17 protein-coding genes are annotated in these 15,118 nt (G+C 69.5%); 2 read left to right on the plus strand and 15 right to left on the minus strand.

The features are described 5' to 3' along the window. The 9 genes from atpA to prmC all read right to left on the minus strand — a co-directional run. On the minus strand, window positions 1-1,194 hold a 1,194-nt coding region (gene atpA / locus ACK5IN_RS05895; protein WP_416895275.1), incomplete at its 3' end, for a F0F1 ATP synthase subunit alpha. A 32-nt stretch (window positions 1,195-1,226) separates the two neighbouring features. Further along, entirely contained in the window at window positions 1,227-2,018 is a 792-nt protein-coding gene (locus ACK5IN_RS05900) for a F0F1 ATP synthase subunit delta (RefSeq protein WP_416895276.1), read from the minus strand. Then, entirely contained in the window at window positions 2,018-2,578 is a 561-nt protein-coding gene (locus ACK5IN_RS05905; protein ID WP_416895277.1) for a F0F1 ATP synthase subunit B, read from the minus strand. The genes ACK5IN_RS05900 and ACK5IN_RS05905 overlap by 1 nt, the downstream gene beginning before the upstream one ends. A gap of 28 nt (window positions 2,579-2,606) precedes the next feature. Then, window positions 2,607-2,831: an ATP synthase F0 subunit C gene (gene atpE, locus ACK5IN_RS05910; RefSeq protein ID WP_416895278.1), complete on the minus strand. Its 225-nt coding sequence runs from the start codon at window positions 2,829-2,831 to the stop codon at window positions 2,607-2,609. A gap of 42 nt (window positions 2,832-2,873) precedes the next feature. After that, a complete protein-coding gene (gene atpB / locus ACK5IN_RS05915; RefSeq protein ID WP_416895279.1) occupies window positions 2,874-3,734 on the minus strand; it encodes a F0F1 ATP synthase subunit A in 861 nt (286 codons plus the stop codon). Between the two features lie 116 nt (window positions 3,735-3,850). Then, window positions 3,851-4,288: a hypothetical protein gene (locus ACK5IN_RS05920; RefSeq protein ID WP_416895280.1), complete on the minus strand. Its 438-nt coding sequence runs from the start codon at window positions 4,286-4,288 to the stop codon at window positions 3,851-3,853. Between the two features lie 35 nt (window positions 4,289-4,323). Continuing rightward, window positions 4,324-5,490 (minus strand): MraY family glycosyltransferase, encoded by a 1,167-nt coding sequence (locus ACK5IN_RS05925; RefSeq protein WP_416895281.1) that lies wholly within the window; start codon window positions 5,488-5,490, stop codon window positions 4,324-4,326. After that, on the minus strand, window positions 5,487-6,167 hold the full coding sequence (locus ACK5IN_RS05930) for an L-threonylcarbamoyladenylate synthase (RefSeq protein WP_416895282.1): 681 nt from the start codon (window positions 6,165-6,167) through the stop codon (window positions 5,487-5,489). The genes ACK5IN_RS05925 and ACK5IN_RS05930 overlap by 4 nt, the downstream gene beginning before the upstream one ends. 40 nt (window positions 6,168-6,207) lie before the next feature. Then, window positions 6,208-7,077, minus strand: coding sequence for a peptide chain release factor N(5)-glutamine methyltransferase (prmC, locus tag ACK5IN_RS05935; protein ID WP_416895283.1), 870 nt, complete (start codon window positions 7,075-7,077; stop codon window positions 6,208-6,210). 83 nt (window positions 7,078-7,160) lie between these two features. Here prmC and cysK point away from each other — a divergent pair, with 83 nt between their 5' ends. Together cysK and epsC are read left to right on the plus strand one after the other, a co-directional pair. Further along, window positions 7,161-8,099, plus strand: coding sequence for a cysteine synthase A (gene cysK / locus ACK5IN_RS05940; protein WP_416895284.1), 939 nt, complete (start codon window positions 7,161-7,163; stop codon window positions 8,097-8,099). A 1-nt stretch (window position 8,100) separates the two neighbouring features. Beyond that, on the plus strand, window positions 8,101-8,670 hold the full coding sequence (gene epsC, locus ACK5IN_RS05945; RefSeq protein WP_416895285.1) for a serine O-acetyltransferase EpsC: 570 nt from the start codon (window positions 8,101-8,103) through the stop codon (window positions 8,668-8,670). Here epsC and ACK5IN_RS05950 read toward each other — a convergent pair. The 6 genes from ACK5IN_RS05950 to ACK5IN_RS05975 form a co-directional block, all read right to left on the minus strand. Beyond that, complete coding sequence (locus tag ACK5IN_RS05950; protein WP_416895286.1) at window positions 8,667-9,068, minus strand: hypothetical protein; 402 nt, start codon at window positions 9,066-9,068, stop codon at window positions 8,667-8,669. The genes epsC and ACK5IN_RS05950 overlap by 4 nt on opposite strands. Window positions 9,069-9,108: 40 nt before the next feature. Continuing rightward, window positions 9,109-10,185: a peptide chain release factor 1 gene (prfA, locus tag ACK5IN_RS05955; protein ID WP_416895287.1), complete on the minus strand. Its 1,077-nt coding sequence runs from the start codon at window positions 10,183-10,185 to the stop codon at window positions 9,109-9,111. A gap of 2 nt (window positions 10,186-10,187) precedes the next feature. Then, window positions 10,188-12,302, minus strand: coding sequence for a transcription termination factor Rho (gene rho, locus ACK5IN_RS05960; protein WP_416895290.1), 2,115 nt, complete (start codon window positions 12,300-12,302; stop codon window positions 10,188-10,190). 24 nt (window positions 12,303-12,326) lie between these two features. Continuing rightward, window positions 12,327-13,268: a homoserine kinase gene (thrB, locus tag ACK5IN_RS05965; protein WP_416889913.1), complete on the minus strand. Its 942-nt coding sequence runs from the start codon at window positions 13,266-13,268 to the stop codon at window positions 12,327-12,329. A gap of 2 nt (window positions 13,269-13,270) precedes the next feature. Then, window positions 13,271-14,347 (minus strand): threonine synthase, encoded by a 1,077-nt coding sequence (gene thrC / locus ACK5IN_RS05970; protein WP_416895288.1) that lies wholly within the window; start codon window positions 14,345-14,347, stop codon window positions 13,271-13,273. A 1-nt stretch (window position 14,348) separates the two neighbouring features. Further along, window positions 14,349-15,118: homoserine dehydrogenase (locus tag ACK5IN_RS05975; RefSeq protein ID WP_416895289.1), on the minus strand; the 770-nt coding region annotated here is incomplete at its 5' end.

The following is a 15,118-nucleotide window of genomic DNA, read 5'->3' on the forward strand; positions in this document are numbered from 1 at the left end:
CAGTTCGAGCTTGAGCGTTCCCGACACCTTCTTGATCGACTTGACCTGGGCGTCGCCGCCGACGCGCGAGACCGAGATGCCGACGTCCACGGCGGGGCGCTGGTTCGCGTTGAACAGGTCGGACTGCAGGAAGATCTGGCCGTCCGTGATCGAGATCACGTTGGTCGGGATGTAGGCCGACACGTCGTTGGCCTTGGTTTCGATGATGGGAAGACCCGTCATCGAGCCGGCACCGAGGTCGTCCGAGAGCTTCGCGCAGCGCTCGAGCAGACGCGAGTGCAGGTAGAAGACATCACCCGGGTAGGCCTCACGCCCCGGTGGGCGGCGCAGCAGCAGCGACACGGCGCGGTAGGCTTCGGCCTGCTTCGACAGGTCGTCGAAGATGATCAGGACGTGCTTGCCGTCGTACATCCAGTGCTGGCCGATGGCCGATCCCGTGTACGGCGCCAGGTACTTGAAGCCGGCCGGGTCGGAGGCGGGGGCGGCGACGATCGTCGTGTACTCCATCGCGCCGGCGTCCTCGAGCGCACCCTTCACGGACGCGATCGTCGAGCCCTTCTGGCCGATCGCCACATAGATGCAGCGCACCTGCTTGGTCGGGTCGCCCGACGCCCAGTTGTCCTTCTGGTTGATGATCGTGTCGATCGCGAGGGCCGTCTTGCCCGTCTGACGGTCGCCGATGATCAGCTGGCGCTGGCCGCGGCCGACCGGGATCATCGCGTCGATCGCCTTGATGCCCGTCTGCAGCGGCTCGTGCACGCTCTTGCGCTGCATCACGCCGGGGGCCTGCAGCTCGAGGGCTCGACGCCCCTCGGAGGCGATCGTGCCCTGGCCGTCGATCGGGTTGCCCAGCGGGTCGACAACGCGGCCCAGGTAGCCGTCGCCGACGGGCACCGAGAGCACCTCGCCGGTGCGGCGCACCTGCTGGCCGGCCTCGATGCCGGCGAAGTCGCCGAGCACGACGACGCCGATCTCGTTCTCGTCGAGGTTCAGCGCAAGGCCCTGCGTACCGTCGTCGAACGTGAGGAGCTCGTTCGCCATAGCGCCGGGGAGACCCTCGACGTGCGCAATCCCGTCGGCCGCGTCGATGACGGTGCCGACCTCGGTCGCCGCCGCGCCGGTGGGCTCATAGGCCGCGACGAAGTCCCGCAGGGCGTCACGGATGACGTCGGGACTGATCGAAAGTTCTGCCATTGTCTTCCCTTTGCTGAGAGGAGTTGTTGAGTTCAGCCGGCGAGGCGCTGGCGCAGGTCTGCCAGGCGGCCGGAGATGCTTCCGTCGATCACGTCGTCGCCGAGCTGCACGCGCAGTCCGCCGACGAGAGTGGGATCGATCACCGTGTTGAGCGAGACATCCCGCCCGTACCTGTTGCCGAGAAGCTCGGCCAGCCGCCGCGTCTGTGCATCGCTGAGCGGCGTCGACGCAGTGACGGTGGCGACGCTCTTGCCGCGCTGGTCGCTGACGATGCGGATCGCCTGCCCGAGCAGCTGACGCACCCGCCGGTCACCGGGCTGACGCACCAGCGACGACACGATGAGCGTCGTGGCCGCACTCGCCCGGCCGGCGAGGATCGTGGCGACGAGCTTGCCCTTCGCCGACGGATCGCCCAGACGGCTGCCCAGCGCCAGCTCGAGCTCGGGGTTCGCCGCGACGACGCGGGTGAGCTCGAACAGCTCGCCCTCGATATCGTCTCCCCCCGCGGCGACGGCGGTCGCACGCACGGCGAGCGTCTCGATGCCGTCGACGAAGTCCTGCACGCGCGACCAGCGCTGCTCCGCGGCGGTGCCGACCAGCGCGACGGAGGCGTCCGACAGCCGGCTGCCGAACACCTCGGCCACAACGCCCCGGCGGGCCTCGACGGAGGCTGCGGGATCGGCCAGCGCGCCGCTCAGCTGCGCGGATTCGCCCACGAGCCGGGCCACGGCGAACAGCTCGCCGGCGGTGTCGAGATCGACTCCGGGGGTGGCGTCCAGGGCCGTCCTCGTGGCTGCGAGCGCCTGAGTGGTCGCGCTGCCCATTACGTCGCCGCCTCCCCCGCCGCTGCGGTCTCGGAGGCTTCCAGCTCGGCGAGGAAACGGTCGACGACGGCCTGAGCGCGTGCGTCGTCCGAGAGCGTCTCGCCGACGACGCCGCCGGCGAGGTCGAGGGCGAGCGAGCCGACCTCGTTGCGCAGCGAGACGAACGTCGACTGGCGCTCGGCCTCGATCTGGGCCTGGGCACTGGCTGAGATGCGCGCGGCCTCGGCCTGCGCGGTCTCCTTCGCCTCGGCGACGATCTTCGCACCGTCGGCACGCGCCGCATCGCGGATGCCGGCGGCCTCACCGCGGGCGTCGGCGAGCTTGGCGGTGTACTGCTCGAGCGCAGCGGCCGCCTCTGCCTTGGCCTCTTCGGCGCGCATGATGCCGCCCTCGATGGCGTCGCGGCGGGCGTCGAGCACCCGGTTGAGCCGCGGAACGACGACGAACACGATCACCAGCGCGAGCGGGACGAAGACCACCGCGGACCAGATGATGTCGTACCAGGCCGGAATCAGCGGATTGTGCGCTTCCTCCGCGGCAAGGACTGCTGATACCAGCATCCCGACCTCCTTCACTGACGAGGGTGGATCAAGCCGGTGCGGTGAACGGGATGAAGCCCGTTGCGATCGCGATGAAGGCCAGCGCTTCGGTGAAGGCGATGCCGATGAACATGAGGCTGGTCAGGCGGCCCTGGAGTTCGGGCTGACGCGCGACGGCCTCGATGGTCTTGCCCACGACGTAACCCACGCCGATGGCAGAGCCGATCGACGCGAGACCGAACGCGATGGGAACGAGGTATCCGACGATGTTCACAAGGGTTCCTTTTCTTTCTGATGGAGTTTCCGACGAGACGACTCAGTGCTCGTCTGCCAGAGACAGCTGGATGTACACGGTTGCGAGGAAGGTGAAGACGTAGGCCTGCAGGACGGCGACGAGGATCTCGAAGAGCGTGAAGATCGCGCCGAAGGCGAGGGTGCCGATACCCAGCAGACCCATCAGGTTGGCCTGGTTGAACAGGACGGTGACGAAGAAGAACTGGGTGGCCGCGAAGCAGAGCACCAGCAGCAGGTGGCCCGCGACCATGTTCATGAGCAGTCGCAGGGTCAGGGTGACCGGGCGCAGGATGAAGGTCGAGACGAACTCGATCGGCGCGACGACGATGTACAGCGGCCACGGCACCCCGGCCGGGAACAGCGACGTGCGGAAGTAGCCGCCCGCGCCGTGCTTCTTGATGCCGGCGTAGATGAAGAGCACGTACGAGACGACCGCCATCAGCAGCGGCGTGCCGATCACCGAGGTGCCGGCGATGTTGAGGAACGGGATGACGCCGGTGATGTTCAGCCCCAGTGTGAGGAAGAACATCGTCATGAGCGGCGCCATGAAGCGGCGGCCGTCCTTCTCGCCCAGGGTCTCGATCACGATCCCGTTGCGCACAAAGCCGAAGAGGAACTCGTTGATGACCTGCCCGCGCCCCGGGATGACGCGCATGCGGCGCGTGGCCAGGATCATCCAGATGATCAGGACCGCACAGACCAGCAGGCGGATCAGCATGATCCGGTTCAGCTCGAACGGCGTGCCCTCGAACAGGACTGCCGGCGGGAAGAACTCTGCCAGCGACGGACCGTGGAACTCGCCGTCATCGCTCGCGGCGACACTGACGATCTGGGAGGCGATGTGAGTGAACAGCGTGGGCTCCGGCTTCGGGCACCGATGCACTCGGTGCGACGACGGGTCTCTGGGATGTCGGACCGCTGGGGCTCGGATGTCCTCATGGGAGGCGCACGAACTCTACAGCCGGCGACGGAATAAACCCTATCAAGGTTTTCGGGGGGTCAGGAACGCCCCGGGCCGTGCGCGCCGCCCTCGGAGGACTCCGGGAGAGCCACATCACCGGTGTACGGCACCCGTGCCTTCGAGAGAACGACGGCGTCGACGACGAGCGAGGCGAGCACGCTCACGATGACCGCGACCAGGAACACGGTGCCCTCGATCCACGGCTGCCCGCGCAGCAGCAGCATCACGACGACGAAGATGATGAGCTTGAGGATCCACGCCCCCACGACGATGCCGAAGAAGAGCGTGAGCTGGTCAGGCCCCTGCGCGCGCCCGGCGATCAGGATGCTCAGCGCCGTCATGCCGAGGAAGACCGCCGCGAGCACGACCCCGACCAGCGCGCTCCACAGTCCGTCGATGCCCGCATACAGGTACCCGAACAGGGCGCCGAGGACGGCGAGGATCGTGGTGACGATGCCGCACCACGCGAGGGTCATGCGCATGATGGTCGAGCTGGCGGAACGGGGCGCGGTCATGATGAGGGCTCCAGGAGGCGGGTGCCTGCCGCACTGCGGCGGCGGGCGGCGGGCAGGAAGGTGACGACGAGACAGGCGATGATGCCGATGCCGCCGAAGACGATGCCGGGCCAGTACTCGCCCGGGGTGATGTAGACCGAGAATACGTACAGCAGCAGCATGGCGAGCCCCACGATGAAGGTCCACGCGTAGAAGATGAGCACGGCGCCGCGATCGGAGTGCCCCATGTCGAGCATGCGATGGTGCAGATGCTTGCGGTCCGGTGTGAACGGCGACGTGCCCGCACCCATGCGGCGGATCACGGCGAGCCCGAAGTCGACCAGTGGCAGCAGCACGATGACCACCGGCAGCAGGATCGGCACGAATGCCGACAGCAGCTGCGAGCGGCCGAGTCGGTCGGGCTGATCGATGACGGCGGGGTCGATCTGGCCGGTGATCGCGATGGCCGAGGTCGCCATCAGCAGCCCCAGCACGAGCGCGCCCGAGTCGCCCATGAACAGCTTCGCCGGGCTCCAGTTCAGCGGAAGGAACCCGAGGCACGCACCGATGAGCACGGCGGCGATGAACGAGGCGAGGTTGAAGTACGACGAGGCACCGGTGTCGCGCACGAGAAGGTAGGAGTACACGAAGAAGATGCCGTTGGCGATGAGGCACACCCCGGCGACGAGACCGTCGAGACCGTCGATGAAGTTCACGGCGTTCATGACGACCACCAGCGCGAACAGCGTGAGCGTGATGCTCAGCCAGCTCGAGACCACCGTCATGCCGCCGATCGGCAGCGAGAGGATCTGCAGCCCGCCGAACCAGGCGATGATCCCGGCGGCGGCGAACTGCGCGCCGATCTTGATCATCCAGTCGAGGTCCCACAGGTCGTCGGCGATGCCGACGAGCACGATGAGCGTGGTGGCCCCGATGATCGCGTACATCGTCGCCGGGTCGTCCCAGATGATCGCGAAGTACGGGATCGCCGCCGAGACGGCGAACGCGGCAAGAATCGCCAGGTACATGGCGACCCCGCCGAGCCGCGGGGTCGGCGTCTTGTGCACATCGCGCTCGCGGATGCCCGGGTAGAGCTTGAAGCGCAGACTGAGCCGCCACACCGCCCACGACAGCACCAGTGCGATCGTGGCGGTGAAGAGGATCGTGAAGACGTACTGCCTCACGCGCGCCCCGGCGGATCGGCCTCGAGCAGGTCGCCCAGCACCTCGCGCAGCTGCGCGCGTGAGACGGCGCCGTCGCGCAGCACGCGCACCGCCGGGTCGGTCTCGGTGACCAGGCTCGTGGCGTCGATGATCGTCGAGGCGAGCCCCGTCTCGGGCGGCCCGTCGTCGAGGTACACCGCGACGCTCTCGCCCAGCATGTCGCGGGCACTGTCCGCGGTGATGGCGGCGGTCTTGCCGGTGAGGTTCGCGCTCGAGACGGCCAGCGGCCCGGTCTCCTCCAGCAGTGCGAGTGCCCGTCGATGGTCGGGCATGCGCACCGCCACGGTGCCACGGGTCTCGCCGAGGTCCCACGACAGCGACGGGTGCGCGGGCAGCACGATCGTCAGCGCCCCGGGCCAGAAGCGGTCGACGAGCGCGCGCACCGGGTCGGGAACCGACTCGACGAGCGCCTCGAGGGTCGTCACCGACGGCACGAGCACGGGCGGCGGCGACTGGCGGCTGCGCCCCTTCGCGTCGAGCAGCCGCTGCACCGCCGCGGGAGAGAACGCGTCGGCAGCGACCCCGTAGACGGTGTCGGTGGGCAGCACCACCAGCTCGCCGCGGGCGATGGCCTGGCGGGCATGGCGTATGCCGGCCAGCAGCTGCGCCTCGTCGCGACACTCGAAGAGGGGGGACATGACCGCACCAGTCTACGGTGCGGGCGCGTCCGCCTCCTGCTCACGGATGCAGCGCGGTGGTGGCGCGATCGCGCATCGTGAGGTCGGGATGCGTGGCCGTCGCGCGCCAGCCGTCGGCGCCCAACAGGGCACGCACCGGCTCACCCTGCCATTCGCCGTGCTCGATGACGAGCACTCCCCCCGGCCGCAGCAGCCGCCCCGCGGCGCGGCTGAGCACGCGCACCGCGTCGAGCCCGTCCGGTCCGCCGTACAGGGCGAGCGGCGGGTCGTACCGCTGCACCTCGGGGTCGCGCGGGATGGCATCGTCGGGCACGTACGGCGGGTTCGAGACGACGACGCTGACCCGCCCGTCGAGCTCGGGGAACGCGTCGGCGAGGTCGGCCAGCCGCAGCGTCGCGTTGGCCGCGTCCACCGCGGCGAAGTTCTCGCGCGCCCAGCTGTGGGCCGCCGGCGACAGCTCTGCCGCATACACGCGTGCGTGCGGGACCTCGGTCGCCAGCGCGAGGGCGAGCGCGCCGCTGCCGGTGCCGAGGTCGACGGCGATGGGAGAGTCGGATGCCGCGGCCTGCAGTGCATCGATGGCCAGCTGGGCGACGACCTCGGTCTCCGGCCGCGGCACGAACACCCCGGGCCCGACCCGCAGTGTGAGGTGCCGGAACGGCGCGGTGCCGGTGATGTGCTGCAGCGGCTCGCGTGTGGTGCGACGAGAGACCACGGCGTCGTATGCCGCGGAGTCGTCTGCGCCGAGCGAGGCGCCCCGCACCGCGGCGGCCATCAGCTCGCCGCGGTCGAGGTGCAGCACGTGGCAGGCAAGCAGCTCCGCGTCGACGACGGGGTCGGGCACACCCGCTAGGGCGAGCTGGTCGGCGGCACGGGCGATCGCGTCGCGCAGCGAGGGGGAGGCATCCATTCCCCCATTGTCACAATCTCCCGCGGGAATGCCCGCGCGCTTAGGCTTGTTCCGCGTTGCATAGGCTTCTCGAAAGGCATTCCATGTCCGGCATCCACTCCGACATCACCACCGCATTCGGCAACACCCCGCTCGTGCGCCTCAACCGCGTGACCGAGGGCGTCGACGCCACCGTCGTCGCAAAGCTCGAGTTCTACAACCCCGCATCGAGTGTCAAGGACCGCCTGGGCATCGCCCTGGTCGACGCCGCCGAAGCATCGGGCGAGCTGCGCCCCGGGGGCACGATCGTCGAGTCCACCAGCGGCAACACCGGCATCGCGCTGGCGATGGTCGGCGCCGCCCGCGGCTACCGTGTCGTGCTCACCATGCCGGCCTCCATGTCGAAGGAGCGCCGCATGCTGCTGAAGGCCTTCGGTGCGGAGCTCGTGCTCACCGACCCGACCAAGGGCATGTCCGAGGCGATCGCGGTAGCGCAGAAGATCGCCGCGGAGACGCCGGGCGCGGTGCTGGTGCGCCAGTTCGAGAACGAGGCGAACCCGGCGATCCACCGCCGCACCACGGCAGAGGAGATCCTGCGCGACACCGACGGGAAGGTCGACATCTTCGTGGCGGGCATCGGCACCGGCGGCACGATCACCGGCGTCGGCCAGGTGCTCAAGGAGAAGGTGCCCGGTGTGCGTGTCGTCGCCGTGGAGCCCAAGGACTCGCCGGTGCTCAGCGAGGGGACCCCCGGCCCGCACAAGATCCAGGGGATCGGGCCGAACTTCGTGCCCCCGGTGCTCGACCGCGAGATCCTCGATGAGGTCGTCCCCGTCGAGTTCGACGACGCCCTGCGGGTTTCGCGGGAGCTCGCGGCGAAGGAGGGCCTGCTCGTCGGGATGTCGGCCGGTGCCGCCGTCTGGGCCGCCCTCGAGGTGGCCAAGCGTCCGGAGAACGCGGGGAAGACGATCGTCGTGGTCGTGCCCGACACCGGCGAGCGCTACCTCACGACCGCGCTGTTCGAGGACCTGCGCGAGGACTGAGATGAGCTTCTGGGCCTACGTGCGCGAGGACCTCGCCGCCGCCAGGCTGCGTGACCCGGCGGCGCGCGGCGGGGTCGAGGTCGCGCTGCTCTACCCCGGGCTGCATGCGCTGTGGGCTCATCGCGTGTGGCACGCTCTGTGGCGGCGGCGGCGGCGGTTCCTCGCGCGCGCCGGATCGCAGATCACTCGGTGGCTCACCGGCATCGAGATCCATCCCGGTGCGATCATCGGACGACGGTTCTTCATCGACCACGGCATGGGGGTCGTGATCGGCGAGACCGCCGAGATCGGCGATGACGTCATGCTCTACCACGGGGTCACCCTCGGCGGGCGGATGCTCGACGGCGGGAAGCGGCATCCCACCCTCGAGAACGGGGTCGCCGTCGGCGCGGGGGCGAAGATCCTCGGCCCCGTCGTGATCGGGGCGCGCACGGCGGTCGGCGCCAACGCCGTGGTCACGAAGGACTGCGCGGCCGACTCCGTACTCGTCGGCGTGCCCGCCAAGCCCCGCGCCAAGCGCACGGGCGAGGACACGCGGGCGCTGCTGATGGCCCCCGACTATCAGATCTAAGAGCGCCGCTCCTCCGCCTTCTTCTTGATGAAGATCGCCGGCAGCAGCCAGGTCGCGAGCGCCGTGAAGATCCATACGACGACGGGGGCGAGGATCCACGTCCACCACGGTGCGCCGATGCCGATGCCCGCACCCGGGATGACCACCACCACCACGAGTGCGATGAACGTCGACACGATGCCGATGCCGCCGAGGAGCCACGAGGCCTTGTCGCGGGCGACCTTGGTGAGCCACGGCGTGAGGATGCTCTGCAGCACCGCGAAGATGACGATCGCGAGGAGGAAACCCCACCAGTGGCTCCAGTCGATGTGGAAACCGGGCAGGATCCAGCTCGCGACGAGGAGGCCGATCGCCGCGGATGCGAGGAAGATCAGCGTACGAATGAGGAACATGACCATGGCTGGATCGTAGCGCCTCTCCGCGCCGCGGCACCATGCCTCATCGGTCGCTGAGTGCCGCCAGCCGCTCCTCCTCGTCGGCGGCGATCGCCGATTCGACGATCGGATCGAGCGCGCCGTCCATCACCTGGTCGAGGTTGTACGCCTTGTATCCGGTGCGGTGGTCGGCGATGCGGTTCTCGGGAAAGTTGTACGTGCGGATGCGCTCGGAGCGGTCCATGCCGCGGATCTGAGAGCGACGGGCATCGGATGCAGCGGCATCCCGTTCCTCTTGCTGCTTGGCCAGCAGCCGCGCGCGCAGCACGCGCATTCCCGCCTCACGGTTCTGCAGCTGCGACTTCTCGTTCTGCATCGACACGACGATCCCCGTGGGCACGTGCGTGATGCGCACCGCCGAGTCGGTGGTGTTCACCGACTGACCGCCGGGGCCGGACGACCGGTACACGTCGATCTTCAGGTCGTTCGGGTCGATGTGGATCTCTTCGGGCTCATCGACCTCGGGAAAGACGAGCACGCCCGTCGTCGAAGTGTGGATGCGGCCCTGCGACTCGGTCGCCGGCACCCGCTGCACCCGGTGCACACCCCCCTCGTACTTCAGGTGCGCCCACACCCCCTGCGCCGGGTCGCTGGAGACGCCCTTGATCGCGACCTGCACGTCCTTGTAGCCGCCCAGGTCGGACTCGGTGCGCTCCAACAGTTCGGTCTTCCAGCCCTTCGCGGCGGCGTACTGCAGGTACATCCGCAGCAAGTCGGCGGCGAACAGTGCGGACTCCGCGCCCCCCTCCCCCGCCTTGATCTCCATGATCACGTCACGGGCATCGTCGGGGTCGCGAGGAATCAGCAGGCGCCGCAACCGTTCCTGGGCGGCCTCAAGGCCCTCCTCCAGCACGGGCACTTCACGCGCGAACGCGTCGTCTTCCGCGGCGAGCTCGCGCGCCGCGTCGAGGTCACCGGACGCGTTCGTCCACGCGTCGTAGGCGGCGACGATCTTCGACAGCTCCGCGTACCGGCGGTTGACGCGCTTGGCACGCGCCGGATCGGCGTGCACCGCCGGATCGGAGAGTTCCTCCTGCACCGCGCGGTGCTCGTCGACCAGCGACTGGACCGACTCGAACACGGTCAGCGGATGCTGTTGTCGTGCCCGTTCGTGCCGCCCTCGTGCGTGGGCGTCGGGATCGACTTCTGCATCTGCACCAGGAACTCGACGTTGGACTGCGTCTCTTTGAGCTTGCCGAGCACGACCTCCAGCGCCTGCTGCGGGTCGAGCCCCGCCAGCGCGCGCCGCAGCTTCCAGGTGATCTTCACCTCGTCCGGCGACAGCAGCATCTCCTCGCGGCGCGTCGAGGACGCGTTGATGTCGACGGCGGGGAAGATCCGCTTGTCGGCGAGCTGGCGGTTCAGTCGAAGCTCGCTGTTGCCGGTGCCCTTGAACTCCTCGAAGATCACGTCGTCCATCTTGGAACCGGTCTCCACGAGCGCCGTGGCGAGGATCGTGAGCGACCCGCCGTTCTCGATGTTGCGCGCGGCGCCGAAGAACTTCTTCGGCGGGTACAGCGCCGACGCGTCGACGCCGCCGGAGAGCACGCGGCCCGACGTGGGAGCCGACACGTTGTAGGCACGGCCGAGGCGGGTGATCGAGTCGAGCAGGACCACGACGTCGCGCCCCAGCTCGACCAGACGCTTCGCGCGCTCGATGGCGAGTTCGGCGACCGTCGTGTGGTCTTCGGCGGGCCGGTCGAACGTCGAGGCCACGACCTCGCCCTTGACGCTGCGCTGCATGTCGGTGACCTCTTCGGGTCGCTCGTCGACGAGCACGACCATGAGATGCACTTCCGGGTTGTTGGTGGCGATCGCGTTGGCGATCTGCTGCAGCACGATGGTCTTGCCGGCCTTCGGCGGCGCGACGATCAGGCCTCGCTGCCCCTTGCCGATGGGAGCGACCAGGTCGATGATGCGCTGCGTGAGCTTTTCCGGAACGGTCTCCAGACGCAGCCGATCCTGCGGGTACAGCGGCGTGAGCGTGCTGAACTCCACGCGCCCTTCGGCGTCTTCGACCGACTGGCCGTTGACCGCGTCGACCTTCACGAGCGCGTTGTACTTCTGGCGCCCCGACTGCTCGCCCTCGCGCGGCTGCTTGATGGCGCCGACCACGGCGTCGCCCTTGCGCAGGTTGTACTTCTTCACCTGACCGAGCGACACGTAGACATCGCTCGGGCCAGGCAGGTAGCCGCTCGTACGCACGAACGCGTAGTTGTCGAGCACGTCGAGGATGCCGGCGATCGGGATCAGGACGTCGTCCTCCCCGATCTCGGTCTCGAACTCGTCGTTCGGTCCCTGACCGCGGCGCTTGTTGCGCTGCCGGCCGGCACCCTGGTTCTGATCGCCCTGGTTCTGGTTGCCGCCCTGGTTCTGACCGCCCTGACTCTGGCCACCCTGGTTCTGGCCGCCGTCGCCCTTGTTGCGGTTGCGGTTGCGGTTGCGGTTGCGACTGCGACTGCGGCTGGCCGGCTCGCCGTCGGACTTGTCGTCCGAGCCGCCGTCCGCGGCATCCTTCGCGACCTCGGTGCCGGCATCCGCCGACGACGACTCGGCGGCCGGCTGGTCCGGGGCCGGGTCGGCGGCGGACGTGCTCGCCTTCGACGAGGCCCGGCCGCTCGTGCTCTTCGGCGACTCGCCCTCGTCGGACGTAGACGGCGCGGCGGCATCGGCATCCTTGGCGGCATCGGAGCTCTTGGCCTTGCCGGCACTGGTTGCGTCATCGGCAGAGGTCGCGCCGCCGGTGGGCTTCGCGTCGGAGGCGGACGGGGCATCGTCCCCGGCGTCGGCCGTCTCGGCGGGCTTCTTGGCCCGGCTGCGCGTCTTCTTCACGGGAGCGGGCTCGGCCGCCTCGGCCGCCGTCTCAGCCGGCGCTTCGGTCGCCGCGTCGGCCGCGTCGGTGCTCTTGGCCCGGCGGGGTGCACGCTTGCGCGGCGCCTTCGCCGGCTCGGGCGTCTCGGCGGACTCCGCAGCCGGGGCGGCGGTGCCCTTGGCGTCGCTGACGGGAGCCTCGATGACCGGGGCTTCCGCACTGTCGGACTGGGTATCGGAGATGGACTCCATGAGTTCTCCTTCGTGGAAACGGTGGATACGTTCACACCGCAGTGGCGTCGTCCACCCGACGCCGACCGGATGCTCGCGGACACCCGGGCGTCGGTCCGGATGCGGGAGCGGGTGGTTATGCAGTGGTTCGCAGATGTGCGATGGAGGCCAGATTCACGCTTACGGCGTGGAACCCCCCATGTCGTTTTTTACTGTACCACCCCTGACGTCAACGGCCAGCATGAGCGGTTGCCAGGGGGTGTCGGTCAGGTCCGCGGCGATCTGCGCGGCCACCAGCCGCTGCCCCGGCCCGTCGGCCAGCACCAGGACGCTCGGCCCCGCTCCGGACACGACCGCCGCAAGCCCCTCGGCGCGCAGCGCGCGCACCAGCGCGTCGGTCGCGGGCATCGCCGCGGCGCGGTACGACTGGTGGAGTTTGTCCTCGGTGGCGGCCAGGAGCAGTTCCGGGCTCTGCGTCAGCGCGGCGATGAGCAGCGCGGACCGCGACACGTTGAAGACGGCATCCTCGCGCGTGACCTGCGCGGGTGCCAGCCCCCGCGCCACGCTCGTGGACATCGTGAAGTCCGGGACGAACACCAGCGGCGAGACACCGCGGTGCACCTGCAGCTTCTTGGACTGCGGGCCGTCGTCGCCCATCCACGCGATGGTCAGTCCGCCGAACAGCGCGGGCGCGACGTTGTCGGGGTGACCCTCCAGCTCGGTGGCCAGGCGCAGCAGGGTGCCGTCGCCGATCGCGACGTCGTCCTCGAGCAGACCCTTCGCCGCCAGCAGACCCGCGACGACCGCCGCGCCGGAGGAGCCCATGCCACGACCGTGCGGGATGCTGTTGCGAGCCACCAACCGGATGCCCGGGAGTTGCCGCCCGAAGGCCTCGAACGCGTACGCCATGGCACGCACCACGAGATGGGATTCGTCGGTCGGGACGTGCCCGGCCCCCTCGCCGGTCACGTGGATGGCAAGGCCCGGCTCGGGCAACGTCGTCACCGTCAGCTCGTCGTACACGCTGAGGGCGAGACCCAGCGTGTCAAAGCCCGGGCCGAGGTTCGCGCTCGTGGCGGGCACGCGCACGGACACCGTGCGGCCGGCGGGCACAGGCGGCATCGTCAGGACCGTGCCAGGCCGAGCACGGCGGCGACCTCGCTCGTGGTGGCATCCACGACGGTCGGCTGCACGTCGCTGCCGTCGGCCGCGCGCAGCGCCCACTGCGGGTCCTTCAGCCCGTGGCCGGTGACGGTGAGCACGATCTTCGCGCCGGCGGGGATCATGCCCGCTTCGGCGCGATCGAGCAGTCCGGCGACGCTGATGGCCGACGCCGGTTCGACGAACACCCCGACGGTCGCGGCCAGGAGTTTCTGTGCTGCCAGGATGCGGGTGTCGTCGATCGCGCCGAACCAGCCGTCGGTCGCGTCGCGGGCCTCGAGGGCGAGCTCCCACGACGCCGGGTTGCCGATGCGGATCGCCGATGCGATCGTCTCGGGGTCGGTGACGACCTCGCCGCGCACGAGCGGCGCCGAGCCCTCCGCCTGGACGCCGAACCTCCGCGGCAGGCGCGTGGCGGCGCCGCGCGCCACCTCTTCGCGGTAGCCACGCGAGTAGGCGGTGTAGTTGCCGGCGTTGCCGACCGGGATCAGGTGGAAGTCGGGGGCATCGCCCAACTGCGAGACGATCTCGTAGGCGGCGGTCTTCTGCCCCTCGATGCGGTCGGGGTTGACCGAGTTGACCAGGTGCACGGGGTAGTTCTCGGCGAGTTCGCGGGCGATCTCGAGGCAGTGGTCGAAGTTGCCGCGGATCTGGATGAGCGTGCCGCCGTGGGCCACGGCCTGGCTGAGCTTGCCCATCGCGATCTTGCCCTCCGGCACGAGCACGGCGGCGGTGATCCCCGCGTGCGCCGCGTAGGCGGCCGCGGATGCCGACGTGTTGCCGGTGGAGGCACAGATGACGGCCTTCGCGCCGTGTTCGACCGCGCGCGAGAGCGCCACCGTCATCCCGCGATCCTTGAACGATCCGGTGGGGTTCATTCCCTCGAACTTGACGTGGACATCGGCCCCCGTCATCTGCGACAGCGAGGGCGCCGGGATGAGCGGGGTGCCGCCCTCTCCCAGGGTGACCACCGTCGAGGCGTCGGTGACGCCCAGCCGGTCGGCGTATTCGCGGAGCACTCCGCGCCAGAGATGTGTCATGTCAGTCTCCTTCCACGCGCAGCACCGAGACGACCCGGTCGACGACGCCGCTGGCGGCGAGGCGATCGACGGTGTCGCTGAGGTCCTGCTCGACGGCTCGGTGGGTGCCGATGACGATGCGGGCCCGGCCCGGGTGCCCGTTGGCTTCGGCCACGATGGTCTGCTCCACGGTCGCGATCGATACGCGTCCCTCGCTGAGGATTCCGGCGACGGTGGCCAGCACGCCGGGCCGGTCATCGACTTCGAGCGTGATCTGGTAGCTCGTGGTCACCCGGCCGATCGGCACGACCGGCAGGTTCGCCCGCGTGGACTCCCCCACACCGACGCCCCCGGCGATGTGCCGACGTGCAGCCGAGACGACGTCGCCGAGCACCGCTGAGGCGGTCTGCACACCACCGGCACCGGCGCCGTAGAACATGAGGCTCCCGGCCGCTTCGGCTTCGACGAACACCGCGTTGTTCGCGCCGTGCACGCTCGCGAGCGGGTGGTCGCGGGGAACGAGAGCCGGGTAGACACGCACCGAGATCGACTCGCCCTCGGCCTCCGTGAGCGCTCCGGGATCGGACGGATAGCGAGGAGCGCCTTCCAGCCGCTCGCACACCGCGAGGAGCTTGATGACGAACCCGGCGTGCTTGGCGGCATCCATCATCTGTTTGTCGATGTGGGTGATGCCTTCGCGGTGCACGGCGTCGAGCGGAACCGCCGTGTGGAAAGCGAGACTCGCCAGGATCGCGGCCTTCTGGGCGGCGTCGTACCCTTCGACGTCGGCGG

The sequence above is a fragment of the Microbacterium sp. genome, assembly GCF_047971895.1.
Classification (GTDB): Bacteria; Actinomycetota; Actinomycetes; order Actinomycetales; family Microbacteriaceae; genus Microbacterium.

Coding starts and splice junctions, on each gene's coding strand:
- ACK5IN_RS05900 (WP_416895276.1), bottom strand. CDS start 2,018: ATGGGCAGCGCGACCACTCAGGCGCTCGCAGCCACGAGGACGGCCCTG.
- ACK5IN_RS05905 (WP_416895277.1), bottom strand. CDS start 2,578: ATGCTGGTATCAGCAGTCCTTGCCGCGGAGGAAGCGCACAATCCGCTG.
- ACK5IN_RS05920 (WP_416895280.1), bottom strand. CDS start 4,288: ATGACCCTCGCGTGGTGCGGCATCGTCACCACGATCCTCGCCGTCCTC.
- ACK5IN_RS05930 (WP_416895282.1), bottom strand. CDS start 6,167: ATGTCCCCCCTCTTCGAGTGTCGCGACGAGGCGCAGCTGCTGGCCGGC.
- prmC (WP_416895283.1), bottom strand. CDS start 7,077: ATGGATGCCTCCCCCTCGCTGCGCGACGCGATCGCCCGTGCCGCCGAC.
- cysK (WP_416895284.1), top strand. CDS start 7,161: ATGTCCGGCATCCACTCCGACATCACCACCGCATTCGGCAACACCCCG.
- epsC (WP_416895285.1), top strand. CDS start 8,101: ATGAGCTTCTGGGCCTACGTGCGCGAGGACCTCGCCGCCGCCAGGCTG.
- ACK5IN_RS05950 (WP_416895286.1), bottom strand. CDS start 9,068: ATGGTCATGTTCCTCATTCGTACGCTGATCTTCCTCGCATCCGCGGCG.
- thrB (WP_416889913.1), bottom strand. CDS start 13,268: ATGCCGCCTGTGCCCGCCGGCCGCACGGTGTCCGTGCGCGTGCCCGCC.
- thrC (WP_416895288.1), bottom strand. CDS start 14,347: ATGACACATCTCTGGCGCGGAGTGCTCCGCGAATACGCCGACCGGCTG.